Source organism: Priestia sp. FSL W8-0524 (genome assembly GCF_038005965.1).
In the GTDB taxonomy this organism is placed as follows: Bacteria; Bacillota; Bacilli; order Bacillales; family Bacillaceae_H; genus Priestia; species Priestia zanthoxyli.
The window spans coordinates 4,565,001-4,577,808 of the sequence record NZ_JBBOUG010000001.1 but is presented as its reverse complement, the minus strand read 5'-3'; the positions used below and the strand labels follow the sequence as shown (position 1 = coordinate 4,577,808).

Below are 12,808 nucleotides of genomic sequence, written 5' to 3'. Positions count from 1 at the left end.
GGTGAACTTTTTTGCTTTTGAGATAAAGGATAAAAAGCTGGAAAAAGGACATGTTAAAACAGAGGAGGGATAAGATGATTGAATTATCTTCAAGATTAGACGGCACATTATTCAAGCTTTATGAATTAGAAAAAACGCTTAAGCCGCTTGGGTATAACATTGGAGGAAATTGGGATTATGATCATGGTTCATTCGACTATAAGATGAATGATGAAGTCGGCTATCAGTTTTTACGTATCCCGTTTACAGCTACGAATGGAGAACTGGATTCTAAAGGAACAACCGTACAGATTGGTACGCCATTTTTACTTTCACATAAGTATCAAATTGGCTTAGATGACAATGTTCACAATGGAAACGTGGGTGCTTCATTTAACCAGTTTGCAGAACCCCAAGACGCAGACGCTTCATTTCCAAAAAAGTATATCAGCTTAGGAGAAGAGCTAATTAGAGAGGCAGAAGAGGCGCTGCTTCAATAATTGAAAGGATTATTCTTTTCTTAAACTCTCTAATTTTTTCACAAAAATATGTTCGTACATGACCTGACTAATCAACTCGTTTGTTTTAATCATTTCATTTACCCCCAAATTTTGCGCATTTTGAATATGCTTTTTTGTTAACAGTTCAACGATGCTGTAAATAGAAGGGTTCAATCCTTGCAGAGCGACTAGCGTAACAATCGTATTCATGTCTGCATATTCTTCTGTCTTATGCTGATCGGCAGTAATCAGCACTTTTTTTGCGCACCGAGCATTGGCAAGTTCTAATACCTCATAGTGAGAGGGACTTCCTTTAATAAAATGAACGCGATCACAGATCATGGGGTTTTTAGTCAGAGAGTCGTCGATAAGAACAATGTCTTCTTTATGAAATGCGTCGCGATAAGACTCTAGCACGAGTTTGGCGCGCTCATTCCACCCCACAACGATGAAGTGATCTTTTCCATAAAACTTTAAATTCCCTTCCAAATAAGCGCTCTCAGCGGAAACAGCAATTTTAGAAAGCGTGACAAAATAAGTAGTAATAAATCCCGTTCCAACCAGGACTAAAATAATTGCAGCTAACCTTCCAATCGTAGTGGTGGGAGCAAAATCACCGTATCCTATAGTAGAGATTGTAATAATAACCCACCAAATTCCTTCAAACACATTCCCAAACGTTTGCGGCTCTAGGAAATGTATAAGCATGCCGAAAAGTAAAACAAGGCAGCCGATAATAAAAAGAAGCCGCACTAAAATAGAACGACGAAAAAGTCGGAATAATAGCCATTCCATCATAAAAAAACCTCCAGTGATTAGTCATAGCCACAGTATGACCATTTTTCACTGAAGGTATAAGATATCTTTATCTTTTTACTTCGTAATATTCAATCCATTCTTTGTCTGGACCGTAGAAAAATAAGTATCTTGCTCCATTTGGCAAAGTTACAATGTTTTCTTCCACAAATGAAACGCCTGCTGATTTTAAACGCTCAAACTCCTCTTCAATTCCATCTACTGCCAGCGCAAAATGGTGAACTTTACCTTCACTAGGTAAGCTTGAGTTATACCCTTGAATTAACTCTACGATTACATTGCCTTCTAAACCTAGAAAAGCTAGCTTCAAAGACGGATCGGTATGTGGTAGTGTTTCGATGAGCTCCAATCCCACTTTTTGTGTATAGAACTCAATAGATTCTTCTATATCCTTTACTTGAACGCCTACATGTTCAAATTTTAAAATTGCCATATGCATCACCCGTATCTATAGTATGTAAAAACTATGAAATATATTAAAGAGAAAGGATAGATAAGTCAAGATAGGGCTGCTTATCAGGAAAGGGCTCTTAAATCATATTTTTGCTGGAGTGAATAGGGTAGAGGCTTCCATCAAGAGCAAACGAAATTTTACCTGTTTCTTCAGATACAACTAAAATTAATGCATCCGATTTTTCCGACATTCCAATTGCTGCACGGTGACGTGTTCCCAACTTTTTGTTCGTTGAAATAATAGACGAGAGAGGTAAAACATTAGCAGCTGAAATAAGCTGATTATTTCTAATTAGGACGGCTCCGTCATGTAAGGGTGTCCCTGGATAGAACAGTGTCTCAACTAGCGTAGCGCTGACAGGAGCTTGAATAGGCATTCCTTTTTGAATAAGAGGATCAACATTTTGTTCCCTTTCAATGACAATTAAAGCGCCGTGACGTTTCTCAGAGAGGTTATGAATAGCTAGGGACAGAGCAGCGTATTCAAATGTATAAGGCGATAAGTAATGACGCAAGTAATAAGAGGCGGCCGTAGCTTGAACATCTTGAAATAACCTTCTCATCTCCTCAAAATCACATAAAATACAATGATCACTCGTGTCTAAATGTTTAATTAAATTAGAGGCTTCAGTTGAAATCTGCTGTAAATATGTTCGCACATTATTTTTAATTGTATCGTCTAATTGAAAGGGTTGTCTCTCCATCTTATATAGCTCCTATCTGTCAGTCAGTGTTATCTGTAATGTGTGCTAATGTGGGTGAATTATCCGTAAAGCTCATAAATCCGTTATTAATTTTATAGAGAGATTTTGCATTTTATTTAGCAAGAGAACATAAAAAGTCGGGAAAAAAGAAAGCGTTTTATAAACTGATATGTTCACATTTGGGTTAAATTTACATATGTTGTTTTAAATAAAAGTATAGATATTTCTGTGAATTTAAAGTATAGTTTTCTTATCGGATATATAATTTTTAATGTTGACAAATATTCTAAATATGCTAAAATTTTTAAAAAATGCTTATCAAGAGTGGTGGAGGGATCTGGCCCGCTGAACCCCGGCAACCTGCTTAGCAAGGTGCTAATTCCAGCAAAGTGTGTATCATTTTGAAAGATAAGGTGAAAATTATTGCCTACCCAGTCTTTCAATACGGAAGACTTTTTATTTTGATATAGCGCAAGAGATATTTTGAGGAGGGACAACGATGACTGTAAACCCCCGACTTAAAACAAACCTTTGAACACGCCGAAGCAAAGTAAGAATTAAATAGTTTCGCTGACTAGACACACTAGAGGCGGTTTTATCCAATTCTAGTGGGTAAAACCGTCTTTTTTTATTGGATAACGCGGATAACTAAGAATTGGAGTGGAGAAAATGGCAGACTTATATACGTACGAAAACTGGAGCGATACATTTCCAGAGTTCGACAGTAAAGATGAAACAAAAGGAGCCCTTTCAGCATTGCAGTGGGCGTATGATACCTACGGAGATTCAATTATTTATGCGTCAAGCTTTGGGATCGAAGGAATCGTGTTAATTGATTTAATTTCAAAAGTGAAAAAAGATGCTGAAATTGTCTTTTTAGATACAGGGGTTCATTTTAAAGAAACATATGAAGTGATTGATGCAATTAAAGAACGCTTCCCTGATTTACGTATTCATATGAAAAAGCCGGATTTAACTCTTGCAGAACAAGCTGAAAAACATGGAGATGAGCTTTGGAAGAGTCAGCCTAACCTATGCTGTCAAATTCGAAAAATCATTCCGCTAAGAGAATCCCTTGCTCCTTATGATGCGTGGATTTCCGGTTTGAGACGTGAGCAGTCTGAGTCTCGTGCCAACACGAATTATTTTAATAAAGATGAGAAATTCAAGAAGGTGAAAGTTTGTCCGTTAATTCATTGGTCATGGAAAGAAATTTGGCGTTATGTGTATAAGCATGATTTGCCATACAACAAACTTCATGATCAAGGCTACCCAAGTATCGGCTGTGAGCCCTGTACCGCACCTGCCTATAATGTAGACGATTTACGTTCAGGAAGATGGGCAGGTACACAAAAAGTGGAGTGCGGATTACACGAATCTTAAATACGAAAGAGCTGAATAAATGATGCTTTTATATGTTGCCTTTATCATTGCGCTTTTTTTTGCAATGAATATTGGGGCAAGCGGTGCAGCAGCTGCTATGGGCGTTTCATACGGCTCCGGTGCAATTAAAAAGCGAAGAGTGGCCCTGTTCATCTGTGCTGTAGGAATTGTGCTCGGAGCTGTTACCGGAGGCGGTGAGGTGGTAAAAACCATCAGTTCAGGTATCATACCTGAAAAACTGCTGTCAGTAGAATTAGTTATTATCATTCTGGCTGCTGCAACGCTGTCACTCTTTTTCGCGAATTTGATTGGTATCCCTTTATCAACAAGTGAAGTAACAGTTGGCTCAGTTGTTGGAGTAGGGGTAGCTTATCAATCTCTGTATGTAGAAAAACTTTTAATTGTCATGTCTTTTTGGATTATTGTTCCGCTAGTTTCATTTGTTATTGCTTTTTTGATTGGGAAAGTGATAAAGCGCAGAGCGCATAAAAAAGAAGCAGAGGGAAAGTGGAAAAGAGTTTTAACGATTTTAGTTATTGCAACGGGATTCTTTGAAGCCTTCTCAGCTGGAATGAACAATGTGGCAAATGCTGTCGGTCCTCTAGTAGGAGCTGGATTAATGGATGCTACAACGGGTGTCATAGCAGGAGGATTGGCGGTGGCGCTCGGAGCTCTTTTACTAGGAGGCCGAGTTATTGAAACAAACGGAAAAAAAATTACTCGCTATTCTGTAGGAGAAGGCTGTATTATCTCGGGTACTGGTGCTTCTCTTGTTACAGTCGCTTCACTGTTTGGTTTGCCAGTACCGCTTACACAGGTCACTACGTCTTCTATTATTGGAATAGGCGCAGCGAAAACGGGATTTACGAAAGAACAGCGAGAAGTGGTCATTCAAATGTTAAAGGTTTGGGTGGTATCCCCTGTATTTTCACTCGTAATCTCATATGTTCTTGTGAAATTAGTACTTGAAAGCGACTTATATTCATTTGTGGTGCTAGCTAGTGGATGTATTGCTACAGGAGGTATTCTAAGCTTAGCTAGAACGACTAGAAGAAAAAGAGCAAGCCTGCAGTCGGAAAAAGAAAAAATGACTGCGTGATTCAAGTGCTTTTTATTATATTGTGTTAATTACTTAAGGAGGATTTTACAAAATGACAACAATTCAAGCACACGGTGGAGAATTAATTAATTTATATCAACCAACATATGACTACACGTCACTAACAAAAGAAATTGAAGTAGACAACATGGCTCTAAGCGATTTAGAACTAATTGGAATTGGTGCTTATAGCCCAATTACGGGGTTTTTAGGAGAAAAAGATTATCAATCAGTTGTTGAAAATATGCGTCTAGCAGATGGAACTGTATGGAGTATTCCTATTACTCTTCCCGTAACAGAAGAGCAGGCTAAAGAATTAAACATTGGCGACAAAGTAAAACTAGTTCAAAGCGGTGTGACATATGGTGTTTTAGAAGTTTCTGAAGTATATACGCCAAATAAAGAAAAAGAAGCGGAAAATGTGTACCGCACAGCAGAACTTGCCCACCCTGGTGTGAAGAAAATGATGGAACGCCCAAATGTATATGTAGCAGGTCCAATCGTACTTGTAGAACGTACACCTAAAACGCGTTTTGAAAAGTATTACCTAGATCCAACTGAAACAAGAGCAGCATTTGAAGAGCGCGGTTGGAAAACGGTTGTTGGATTCCAAACTCGTAACCCTGTTCACCGTGCGCATGAGTATATTCAAAAAACAGCATTAGAAATTGTAGACGGCCTGTTTTTAAATCCACTTGTAGGAGAAACAAAGTCAGATGATATCCCAGCAGATATCCGTATGGAAAGTTATGAAGTACTTTTAGAGAACTATTATCCTAGCGATCGTGTAGCTTTGGCAGTTTTCCCTGCTGCAATGCGCTATGCTGGACCTAGAGAAGCTATTTTCCATGCAATGGTTCGAAAAAACTTTGGATGCACGCATTTCATTGTAGGCCGTGACCACGCTGGTGTTGGTGACTACTACGGAACATATGATGCACAAAAAATCTTCAGTAACTTTACGGCAGATGAATTAGGAATTACACCTTTATTTTTTGAACACAGCTTCTACTGCAAGAAGTGTGAAGCGATGGCATCAACGAAAACATGCCCTCACAGCAAGGAAGATCATATGATTCTATCTGGTACCAAGGTACGTGAAATGCTTCGTAACGGAGAAGTGCCACCAAGCACATTCAGCCGTAAAGAAGTAATTGAAGTGTTAATTAAGGGATTAGCAAAACAAAAAGTATCTTCAAAATAAGGAGCGGTTGAAGTGAGTAAATCAACAAACATTACGTGGCATGATGCTGGAATTACAAAACAGGAAAGACGCGAGCAAAATAATCATCACAGTTTTGTATTATGGTTTACGGGCCTTTCGGGTTCAGGTAAATCTACCGTAGCAAACGCAGTGGCAAAAGCGCTTTTTGATAAAAATATTCGCAATTATGTATTAGATGGTGACAATGTTCGTTTTGGCTTAAACAAGAATTTAGGGTTTTCTGCTGAAGATCGTACAGAAAATATTCGCCGTATCGGTGAGGTTTCTAAGCTGTTCGTAGACAGCGGTCAAGTGGTACTAACAGCATTTATCTCTCCATTCCAAGAAGATCGCGCTCAAGTGCGTGAGATCTTAGAGGGGAATGAATTTTTGGAAGTATACGTAGAGTGTCCGTTAGAAGAATGTGAAAAAAGAGATCCAAAAGGCCTTTACAAAAAAGCAAGAAGCGGAGAAATCCGTGATTTTACAGGAATTGATTCTCCCTATGAGTCACCTGCTAATCCTGAAGTAACAATTAATACAAGCACACAGTCTGTAGAAGAATGTGTACAAACTGTTATTGAATATTTATCTAACCGAAAATTCATCTAAATGACAGCGGACTTTGTCCGCTGTTCTAATTCAAATTAAAATTTGGGAGCGCTGCGGAGACGTGGAAATGATGGAAGGGTGAAAGGCATTCATGGGGAAAGTATATCTAGTCGGTGCAGGACCAGGAGATCCAGATTTAATTACATTAAAAGGGTTGAAAGCAATTCAGCAAGCAGATGTTATCTTATATGATCGTTTAGTGAATAAGGACCTGCTGGAGTATGCTAAAAGTGATGCTGATATTATTTACTGCGGAAAGCTTCCAAACTACCATACCCTCAAGCAAGAAACAATCAATAACTTTTTAGTGAAATTCGCTAAAAAGGGGAAAATTGTAACGCGCTTAAAAGGCGGAGATCCATTTGTTTTCGGACGCGGAGGGGAAGAAGCAGAAGCTCTCGTGCAACAGGGCATTTCATTTGAAATTGTTCCAGGAATTACATCAGGTATCGCAGCTGCTGCTTATGCAGGAATCCCTGTCACTCACCGGGAATACAGCGCAAGCTTTGCTTTTGTAGCAGGACACCGTAAAGACAGCGAGCATGATGCAATCAAATGGGATAGCCTAGCCAAAGGTGTAGATACTCTTGCCATTTATATGGGAGTGAGGAACTTACCGTACATTTGCCAACAGTTAATGGAACATGGAAAAACCTCAGCTACGCCAATTGCATTGATTCACTGGGGCACATGTGCGGACCAGCGCACTGTAACTGGAACTCTTGGTACAATTGTTGATATTGTTAAAGAAGAACAAATTGAAAATCCCAGTATGATTATCGTTGGTGAAGTTGTAAATTTTCATGACCGATTGAATTGGTTTGAGAAGACTGGACAGCATTACTATTCGTATGCACAAGAAGCTTACTAAAGAGGTTGATTATATGGATGCAGTTTTATATGTTTGCCATGGCAGCCGCGTAAAAGAAGGCGCTGATCAGGCAGTTGCTTTTATTGAAAGATGTAAAAAAAATCTAGATGTACCGATTCAAGAAGTTTGTTTCCTAGAGCTAGCTTACCCTACTATTGAACAAGGATTTGAAGCGTGTATTGAACAAGGTGCTACTCGTATTGCCATTGTGCCGCTGCTGTTATTAACAGCTGCCCATGCAAAACATGATATACCTGAAGAAATACACAAAGTATATGAACGCTATCCACAAGTAGAAGTACTGTACGGAGAACCGTTCGGCGTAGACGAACGAATTGTTGATATCTTAGTAGAGAGAATCAATGAAACCAATGTGGATAAGCATGAAGATTCGATGGTATTGCTGGTCGGCAGAGGAAGCAGTGATCCTGCTGTAAAAAAAGATTTTAACGAAATAGCTCAACTGCTAAAAGGTAAAGGAGCTTTTAAAGAAGTGAGCACATGCTATTTAGCTGCCGCTGCCCCTAATTTAAAAGAAGGCCTGCACCTTGCTAAACAAACTTCGTATAAGCAAGTATTCGTTCTCCCGTACCTTTTGTTTACCGGTATTTTAATGAACGAAATTAAGGAAGAGTTGGAGCAGTTATCAACAGATGACCAGCAGTTTATCTTAGCAAACTACCTAGGTTATCATGATGGACTTGCACACATTTTAAGTCATCAAGTAAAAACGTTATTATCGAGTAGAGGAAATCAATACGATGTATACCGTTATGCTTGATTTAAAGGATCGTTCGGTCTTAGTAGTTGGAGGCGGAACAATCGCAACTCGTAGAATTAAAGGTTTTTTACAAGAAGGAGCAGCCATTACAGTGGTTGCTCCAACTGTTTCAGCTGAAATAAATGAGTGGGAAGCTAAGAATCAGCTGTGTGTAAAAAGAAAAAAAGTAGGAGAAGAAGACTTACTTAATGTTTTTTTTATTGTTGTAGCTACAAATGATAAAGCTGTGAATAAGTTCGTTAAGCAGCATATTAAAAATGATCAGTTGGTTAATATGGCCAGCAGTTTTTCCGATGGAAATATTCAAATTCCTGCACAGTTTTCTAGAGGGAGATTATCGCTAGCAATATCCACAGATGGCGCTAGTCCTTTGTTGACAAAACGAATAAAAGAAGAATTATCTTCGAATTATGATGAGAGTTACACACAGTATACACAGTTTTTGTACGAATGCAGAGTTCTTATCCACAGATTGAATGTGTCAAAGAGCCGTAAACATGAGTTGTTAACAGAAATTATCGATGATCAATACCGGCTGTCTCTAGTAAAACAGAGGGAATTTTTACAACAGATTGAAAAATATAAATAAAAAAACGGCCAATTGGCCGTTTTTCATTTATACATTTTCAACTTCAATGCTACGAATACCGCTGATTTTTTGAATCTCGTAATACACTTCTGTAGTAGGACGCTGATTATTAACTGACACTTTCATACGTATATATAATTCATTGGTGTCTAAATCTTTGATTCGAATATTTTTTATTGTAATATTCTTTTCTCTAATGCTGTTAGTTGTATCAAAAATATTGTGCTTATCAGCCAGCTTAAGTTGAAGAATAAGCTCTTTCTCGCGCAGTTGCCTAGGCCCTAGAATAGTAATAAGGAAAGGGAGAAGTTCAACGCTGATGATGAGCAGTACAACTCCGGTAATAGCTTCGGGATAAAACCCTGCACCTACAGCAATACCTATACCTGCTGCCCCCCAGATAATAGCGGCTGTTGTAAGCCCAGAGATGCTGTCATTTTCTTTTCGTAAAATAACACCCGCTCCTAAAAAACCAATTCCAGAAACAATTTGAGCAGCCAGACGAAGCGGGTCCATTGTGATATGATCACCTTTATTAAAAATTTGAGAAGACTCAATCGAAACAATCGTGAGTAAACAGCTAATAATGGAAATTACGAGAGATGTTTTTAAACCAACAGGCTTTCGTTTTAGTTCCCTTTCAATTCCAATAATAAGACCAAGTACAGCAGAAATACCTAATTTGAGCAACATTTCATTTTCCATTATTTTCACCTATTTCAATAGACATTGTTGTTTATATCTGTATGAAAGAAGAAAAACAGATATGTATCAGTATAGTAAACTTTTCTTCATAATGACAGGTGAAATTCGAAAAAATCTGATTATTTATAAAGCGCTACGATCGTTTCTTTTAATTTATATTTTTGAATCTTGCCGGATGCCGTCATGGGAAAGTCGTCTATAAAATAAATATGTTCGGGAATTTTGAAATGAGCAAGCTTACCTTTGCAAAAGTCTTTGATTTCTTGAGCGGTAAGAAAAGAATCTTGCTTGAGTTTAATGCATGCAGCAACTCGTTCTCCATACTTTGGATCAGGAATACCGACAATTTGCACATCTTCTACCTCGGGTAATCTATATAAAAACTCTTCAATTTCTCTTGGGTAAATGTTTTCTCCACCTCTAATAATCATATCTTTTAGACGTCCTGTAATTTTTACATAGCCATCTTTATCGATGGTAGCTAAATCTCCTGTATGTAGCCAGCCCTCTACAATTGTTTTTTCTGTTTCTTCCGGCATTTTGTAATATCCTTTCATTGTTAAATATCCTTTTGCACAAAGTTCTCCTTGTTCTCCAAAAGAAGCTTGTTTACCTGTAATTGGATTAATAATTTGAATCTGTACATGATCATGTACTTTGCCAACCGTTTGTACTCGCCGCTCGATAGAATCAGTTGGGGTTGTTTGGGTGATTACAGGAGATGTTTCGGTTTGACCATAGGCGATGGTAATTTCGCTGATACCCATGTCATTTATGACTCGTTTCATTACTTCTGCTGGACAATTAGAACCAGCCATGATTCCTGTGCGAAGAGTAGATAAGTCATATTGATTAAACTCAAGTGCATTTAATTCCGCAATAAACATAGTTGGTACACCGTGAAGCGCTGTACATTTTTCTTTCTCTACGGTGCGTAAAACAGAGGAAGGCTGAAATTCAATAATCGGTAGCATAGTAGCACCTACGGATACGCATGCTAGAACGCCCAGTACACATCCAAAACAATGAAAGAAAGGAACTGGGATGCATAAGCGGTCTTCGTTAGTCAGTTTCATAGACTGAGCAACTAAAAAGCCGTTATTTACTATATTATGGTGACTTAGCATAACTCCTTTTGGAAAACCCGTTGTTCCGGAAGTATATTGCATATTGATAACTTCATGGATATGTAGGGATTGCTCATACTTATCGAGCACCTCATCCGATACCATTGAGCTACTCATTAAGAACTCGTTCCAAGAAGTATGTTCGCTTGATTCACTTAAGTTTATAAGATGTTTTAGATTGGGAAGATTATGTTCAATACCGGTGATAATAGACGTATAAGAAGTGCTTTTAAATTCATCAATGAAAAATAGCGCTGCTGTATCAGAATGCCTCAATACATACTCTAATTCAGAGGATTGGTAGCTTGTATTAAGGGTAACCAAAACAGCGCCTATTCTAGCTGCTGCGAATTGCAGAAGTAACCATTCCGGCACATTTGTAGCCCAGATAGCGATATGATCGCCTTTTTTGAGACCGGTGGCTAGAAGTGCCTTTGCAACTCGAGAGGTTTCTTGATAAAACTCTGCGTACGTATAGCGAATATTTTGTTCAGAGTAGATAACCGCTTCTTGATGCCCAAACTTTTTTGTACTTTCTTTTAAAAGTTCTCCAACCGTTACTTCAAGCAATGGTTTCATTTGGTTTCCTCCTTGAATAATGTTAAAGTATATATGAAAGCGTTTTCTAAAAGTAGTTTATCAAATTTAAAGAAAGTGTTCCAAAAAATCATTCGACAAATTCCTTCACTGTCCATCGCACGTATGAAGAAGGGGGGAGCTGAGTTTATCGTATTGATTTCAATAAGTAAGTATACCGAATGCGAATATTGTAATAAAATAAAGAAATGTCTCCTTATTATAAGAAGACAACGTAACATCATGTTAATAAAGAATGGTATAAAAATATGAAGTAAACAAACAAAAAATTATGCTGAATGTTGAAAGTGAAATAAATGAAAGGCCGTTGACTTTGCCTTCTTTATTAGACATTTGAATTGATTCCCAATAAGCAAGTGAAATTAAGAGAATAGACATACAAAAGGACAAATAGAGTGCAGCTGCAATTAAGGTATCCAAGTGAACGCCTCCTTGGCGGATAATGATTTAATAGACATTATGCTAGCTTAGGTCTAGATATGCTAGTATCTATTAATTGGCTAACGTTTCGTGTACAAGAAAATAGTTTTTAAAAATATATCGAAAAACTATTGCACAATAAAAGAAGGCATGGTATATTATTAAATGTCGCTAAGATGAACTGCTAAAGCAAACATCGAAGTGATAAACAAATAAAAAACTTGTTGACAACTAGATTGCAACTTGTTATGATGGTAAAGTCGCTTAAGAGCGGCGGTTGAACTTTGAAAACTGAACAAAGCGACAAACGTCAACGTTAATTTTTATTTTTTAAAATGAGCAAGTCAAACATTTCTTCGGAGAGTTTGATCCTGGCTCAGGATGAACGCTGGCGGCGTGCCTAATACATGCAAGTCGAGCGAACTGATTAGAAGCTTGCTTCTATGACGTTAGCGGCGGACGGGTGAGTAACACGTGGGCAACCTGCCTGTAAGACTGGGATAACTTCGGGAAACCGAAGCTAATACCGGATAGGATCTTCTCCTTCATGGGAGATGATTGAAAGATGGTTTCGGCTATCACTTACAGATGGGCCCGCGGTGCATTAGCTAGTTGGTGAGGTAACGGCTCACCAAGGCAACGATGCATAGCCGACCTGAGAGGGTGATCGGCCACACTGGGACTGAGACACGGCCCAGACTCCTACGGGAGGCAGCAGTAGGGAATCTTCCGCAATGGACGAAAGTCTGACGGAGCAACGCCGCGTGAGTGATGAAGGCTTTCGGGTCGTAAAACTCTGTTGTTAGGGAAGAACAAGTACAAGAGTAACTGCTTGTACCTTGACGGTACCTAACCAGAAAGCCACGGCTAACTACGTGCCAGCAGCCGCGGTAATACGTAGGTGGCAAGCGTTATCCGGAATTATTGGGCGTAAAGCGCGCGCAGGCGGTTTCTTAAGTCTGATGTGA

General features: G+C 38.6%; 14 protein-coding genes, 1 rRNA gene and 1 riboswitch (1 of these 16 running past the window's edge). Of the genes, 9 read left to right on the top strand and 6 right to left on the bottom strand.

Annotated elements, in window-relative coordinates; genetic code table 11:
- Window positions 1–74 precede the first annotated feature (74 nt).
- Window positions 75–479, top strand: a complete 405-nt coding sequence (locus NST66_RS23950; protein WP_340843715.1) for a YugN-like family protein — start codon at window positions 75–77, stop codon at window positions 477–479.
- 9 nt (window positions 480–488) lie between these two features.
- On the opposite strand, the gene NST66_RS23945 is transcribed toward NST66_RS23950, so the two are convergent.
- From NST66_RS23945 to cdaS, 3 genes are all read right to left on the bottom strand, one after another.
- Window positions 489–1,277 (bottom strand): potassium channel family protein, encoded by a 789-nt coding sequence (locus tag NST66_RS23945; RefSeq protein ID WP_033580474.1) that lies wholly within the window; start codon window positions 1,275–1,277, stop codon window positions 489–491.
- A gap of 67 nt (window positions 1,278–1,344) precedes the next feature.
- Complete coding sequence (locus NST66_RS23940) at window positions 1,345–1,728, bottom strand: VOC family protein (protein ID WP_033580475.1); 384 nt, start codon at window positions 1,726–1,728, stop codon at window positions 1,345–1,347.
- A 97-nt stretch (window positions 1,729–1,825) separates the two neighbouring features.
- A complete protein-coding gene (gene cdaS, locus NST66_RS23935; protein WP_028412605.1) occupies window positions 1,826–2,452 on the bottom strand; it encodes a sporulation-specific diadenylate cyclase CdaS in 627 nt (208 codons plus the stop codon).
- A 312-nt stretch (window positions 2,453–2,764) separates the two neighbouring features.
- Window positions 2,765–2,867, top strand: a riboswitch (SAM riboswitch).
- A gap of 254 nt (window positions 2,868–3,121) precedes the next feature.
- Between cdaS and NST66_RS23930 the strand changes: the two genes are divergently transcribed.
- The 7 genes from NST66_RS23930 (at window position 3,122) to NST66_RS23900 (ending at window position 8,991) form a co-directional block, all read left to right on the top strand.
- Window positions 3,122–3,835 (top strand): phosphoadenylyl-sulfate reductase, encoded by a 714-nt coding sequence (locus tag NST66_RS23930; RefSeq protein ID WP_028412604.1) that lies wholly within the window; start codon window positions 3,122–3,124, stop codon window positions 3,833–3,835.
- Between the two features lie 19 nt (window positions 3,836–3,854).
- Window positions 3,855–4,934: an inorganic phosphate transporter gene (locus NST66_RS23925; protein ID WP_080754495.1), complete on the top strand. Its 1,080-nt coding sequence runs from the start codon at window positions 3,855–3,857 to the stop codon at window positions 4,932–4,934.
- Window positions 4,935–4,986: 52 nt separating this feature from the next.
- Window positions 4,987–6,138: a sulfate adenylyltransferase gene (gene sat / locus NST66_RS23920; protein ID WP_014457931.1), complete on the top strand. Its 1,152-nt coding sequence runs from the start codon at window positions 4,987–4,989 to the stop codon at window positions 6,136–6,138.
- Window positions 6,139–6,150: 12 nt separating this feature from the next.
- Window positions 6,151–6,750: an adenylyl-sulfate kinase gene (gene cysC / locus NST66_RS23915; RefSeq protein ID WP_028412601.1), complete on the top strand. Its 600-nt coding sequence runs from the start codon at window positions 6,151–6,153 to the stop codon at window positions 6,748–6,750.
- A 91-nt stretch (window positions 6,751–6,841) separates the two neighbouring features.
- Window positions 6,842–7,621 (top strand): uroporphyrinogen-III C-methyltransferase, encoded by a 780-nt coding sequence (cobA, locus tag NST66_RS23910; RefSeq protein WP_033580477.1) that lies wholly within the window; start codon window positions 6,842–6,844, stop codon window positions 7,619–7,621.
- A gap of 13 nt (window positions 7,622–7,634) precedes the next feature.
- Window positions 7,635–8,402 (top strand): sirohydrochlorin chelatase, encoded by a 768-nt coding sequence (locus tag NST66_RS23905; RefSeq protein WP_033580478.1) that lies wholly within the window; start codon window positions 7,635–7,637, stop codon window positions 8,400–8,402.
- Window positions 8,383–8,991 (top strand): NAD(P)-binding protein, encoded by a 609-nt coding sequence (locus NST66_RS23900; RefSeq protein WP_028412598.1) that lies wholly within the window; start codon window positions 8,383–8,385, stop codon window positions 8,989–8,991. Before NST66_RS23905 ends, NST66_RS23900 begins: the two co-directional genes overlap by 20 nt.
- Before the next feature lie 27 nt (window positions 8,992–9,018).
- Here NST66_RS23900 and NST66_RS23895 read toward each other — a convergent pair whose 3' ends face one another.
- The 3 genes from NST66_RS23895 to NST66_RS23885 form a co-directional block, all read right to left on the bottom strand.
- Window positions 9,019–9,696 (bottom strand): MgtC/SapB family protein, encoded by a 678-nt coding sequence (locus NST66_RS23895; protein ID WP_013059577.1) that lies wholly within the window; start codon window positions 9,694–9,696, stop codon window positions 9,019–9,021.
- A gap of 119 nt (window positions 9,697–9,815) precedes the next feature.
- Window positions 9,816–11,402, bottom strand: a complete 1,587-nt coding sequence (locus tag NST66_RS23890) for an AMP-binding protein (protein WP_033580479.1) — start codon at window positions 11,400–11,402, stop codon at window positions 9,816–9,818.
- 243 nt (window positions 11,403–11,645) lie between these two features.
- Window positions 11,646–11,840 (bottom strand): hypothetical protein, encoded by a 195-nt coding sequence (locus NST66_RS23885; RefSeq protein WP_033580480.1) that lies wholly within the window; start codon window positions 11,838–11,840, stop codon window positions 11,646–11,648.
- A 353-nt stretch (window positions 11,841–12,193) separates the two neighbouring features.
- Here NST66_RS23885 and NST66_RS23880 point away from each other — a divergent pair.
- Window positions 12,194–12,808 (top strand): 16S ribosomal RNA (locus tag NST66_RS23880) (it continues 937 nt past the right edge of the window).

What these genes read in the sequence shown, in the direction of transcription:
- NST66_RS23950 (WP_340843715.1), top strand. Translation starts at nt 75, where the DNA reads ATGATTGAATTATCTTCAAGATTAGACGGCACATTATTCAAGCTTTAT.
- NST66_RS23945 (WP_033580474.1), bottom strand. Translation starts at nt 1,277, where the DNA reads ATGATGGAATGGCTATTATTCCGACTTTTTCGTCGTTCTATTTTAGTG.
- NST66_RS23940 (WP_033580475.1), bottom strand. Translation starts at nt 1,728, where the DNA reads ATGGCAATTTTAAAATTTGAACATGTAGGCGTTCAAGTAAAGGATATA.
- cdaS (WP_028412605.1), bottom strand. Translation starts at nt 2,452, where the DNA reads ATGGAGAGACAACCCTTTCAATTAGACGATACAATTAAAAATAATGTG.
- NST66_RS23930 (WP_028412604.1), top strand. Translation starts at nt 3,122, where the DNA reads ATGGCAGACTTATATACGTACGAAAACTGGAGCGATACATTTCCAGAG.
- NST66_RS23925 (WP_080754495.1), top strand. Translation starts at nt 3,855, where the DNA reads ATGATGCTTTTATATGTTGCCTTTATCATTGCGCTTTTTTTTGCAATG.
- sat (WP_014457931.1), top strand. Translation starts at nt 4,987, where the DNA reads ATGACAACAATTCAAGCACACGGTGGAGAATTAATTAATTTATATCAA.
- cobA (WP_033580477.1), top strand. Translation starts at nt 6,842, where the DNA reads ATGGGGAAAGTATATCTAGTCGGTGCAGGACCAGGAGATCCAGATTTA.
- NST66_RS23905 (WP_033580478.1), top strand. Translation starts at nt 7,635, where the DNA reads ATGGATGCAGTTTTATATGTTTGCCATGGCAGCCGCGTAAAAGAAGGC.
- NST66_RS23900 (WP_028412598.1), top strand. Translation starts at nt 8,383, where the DNA reads ATGTATACCGTTATGCTTGATTTAAAGGATCGTTCGGTCTTAGTAGTT.
- NST66_RS23895 (WP_013059577.1), bottom strand. Translation starts at nt 9,696, where the DNA reads ATGGAAAATGAAATGTTGCTCAAATTAGGTATTTCTGCTGTACTTGGT.
- NST66_RS23890 (WP_033580479.1), bottom strand. Translation starts at nt 11,402, where the DNA reads ATGAAACCATTGCTTGAAGTAACGGTTGGAGAACTTTTAAAAGAAAGT.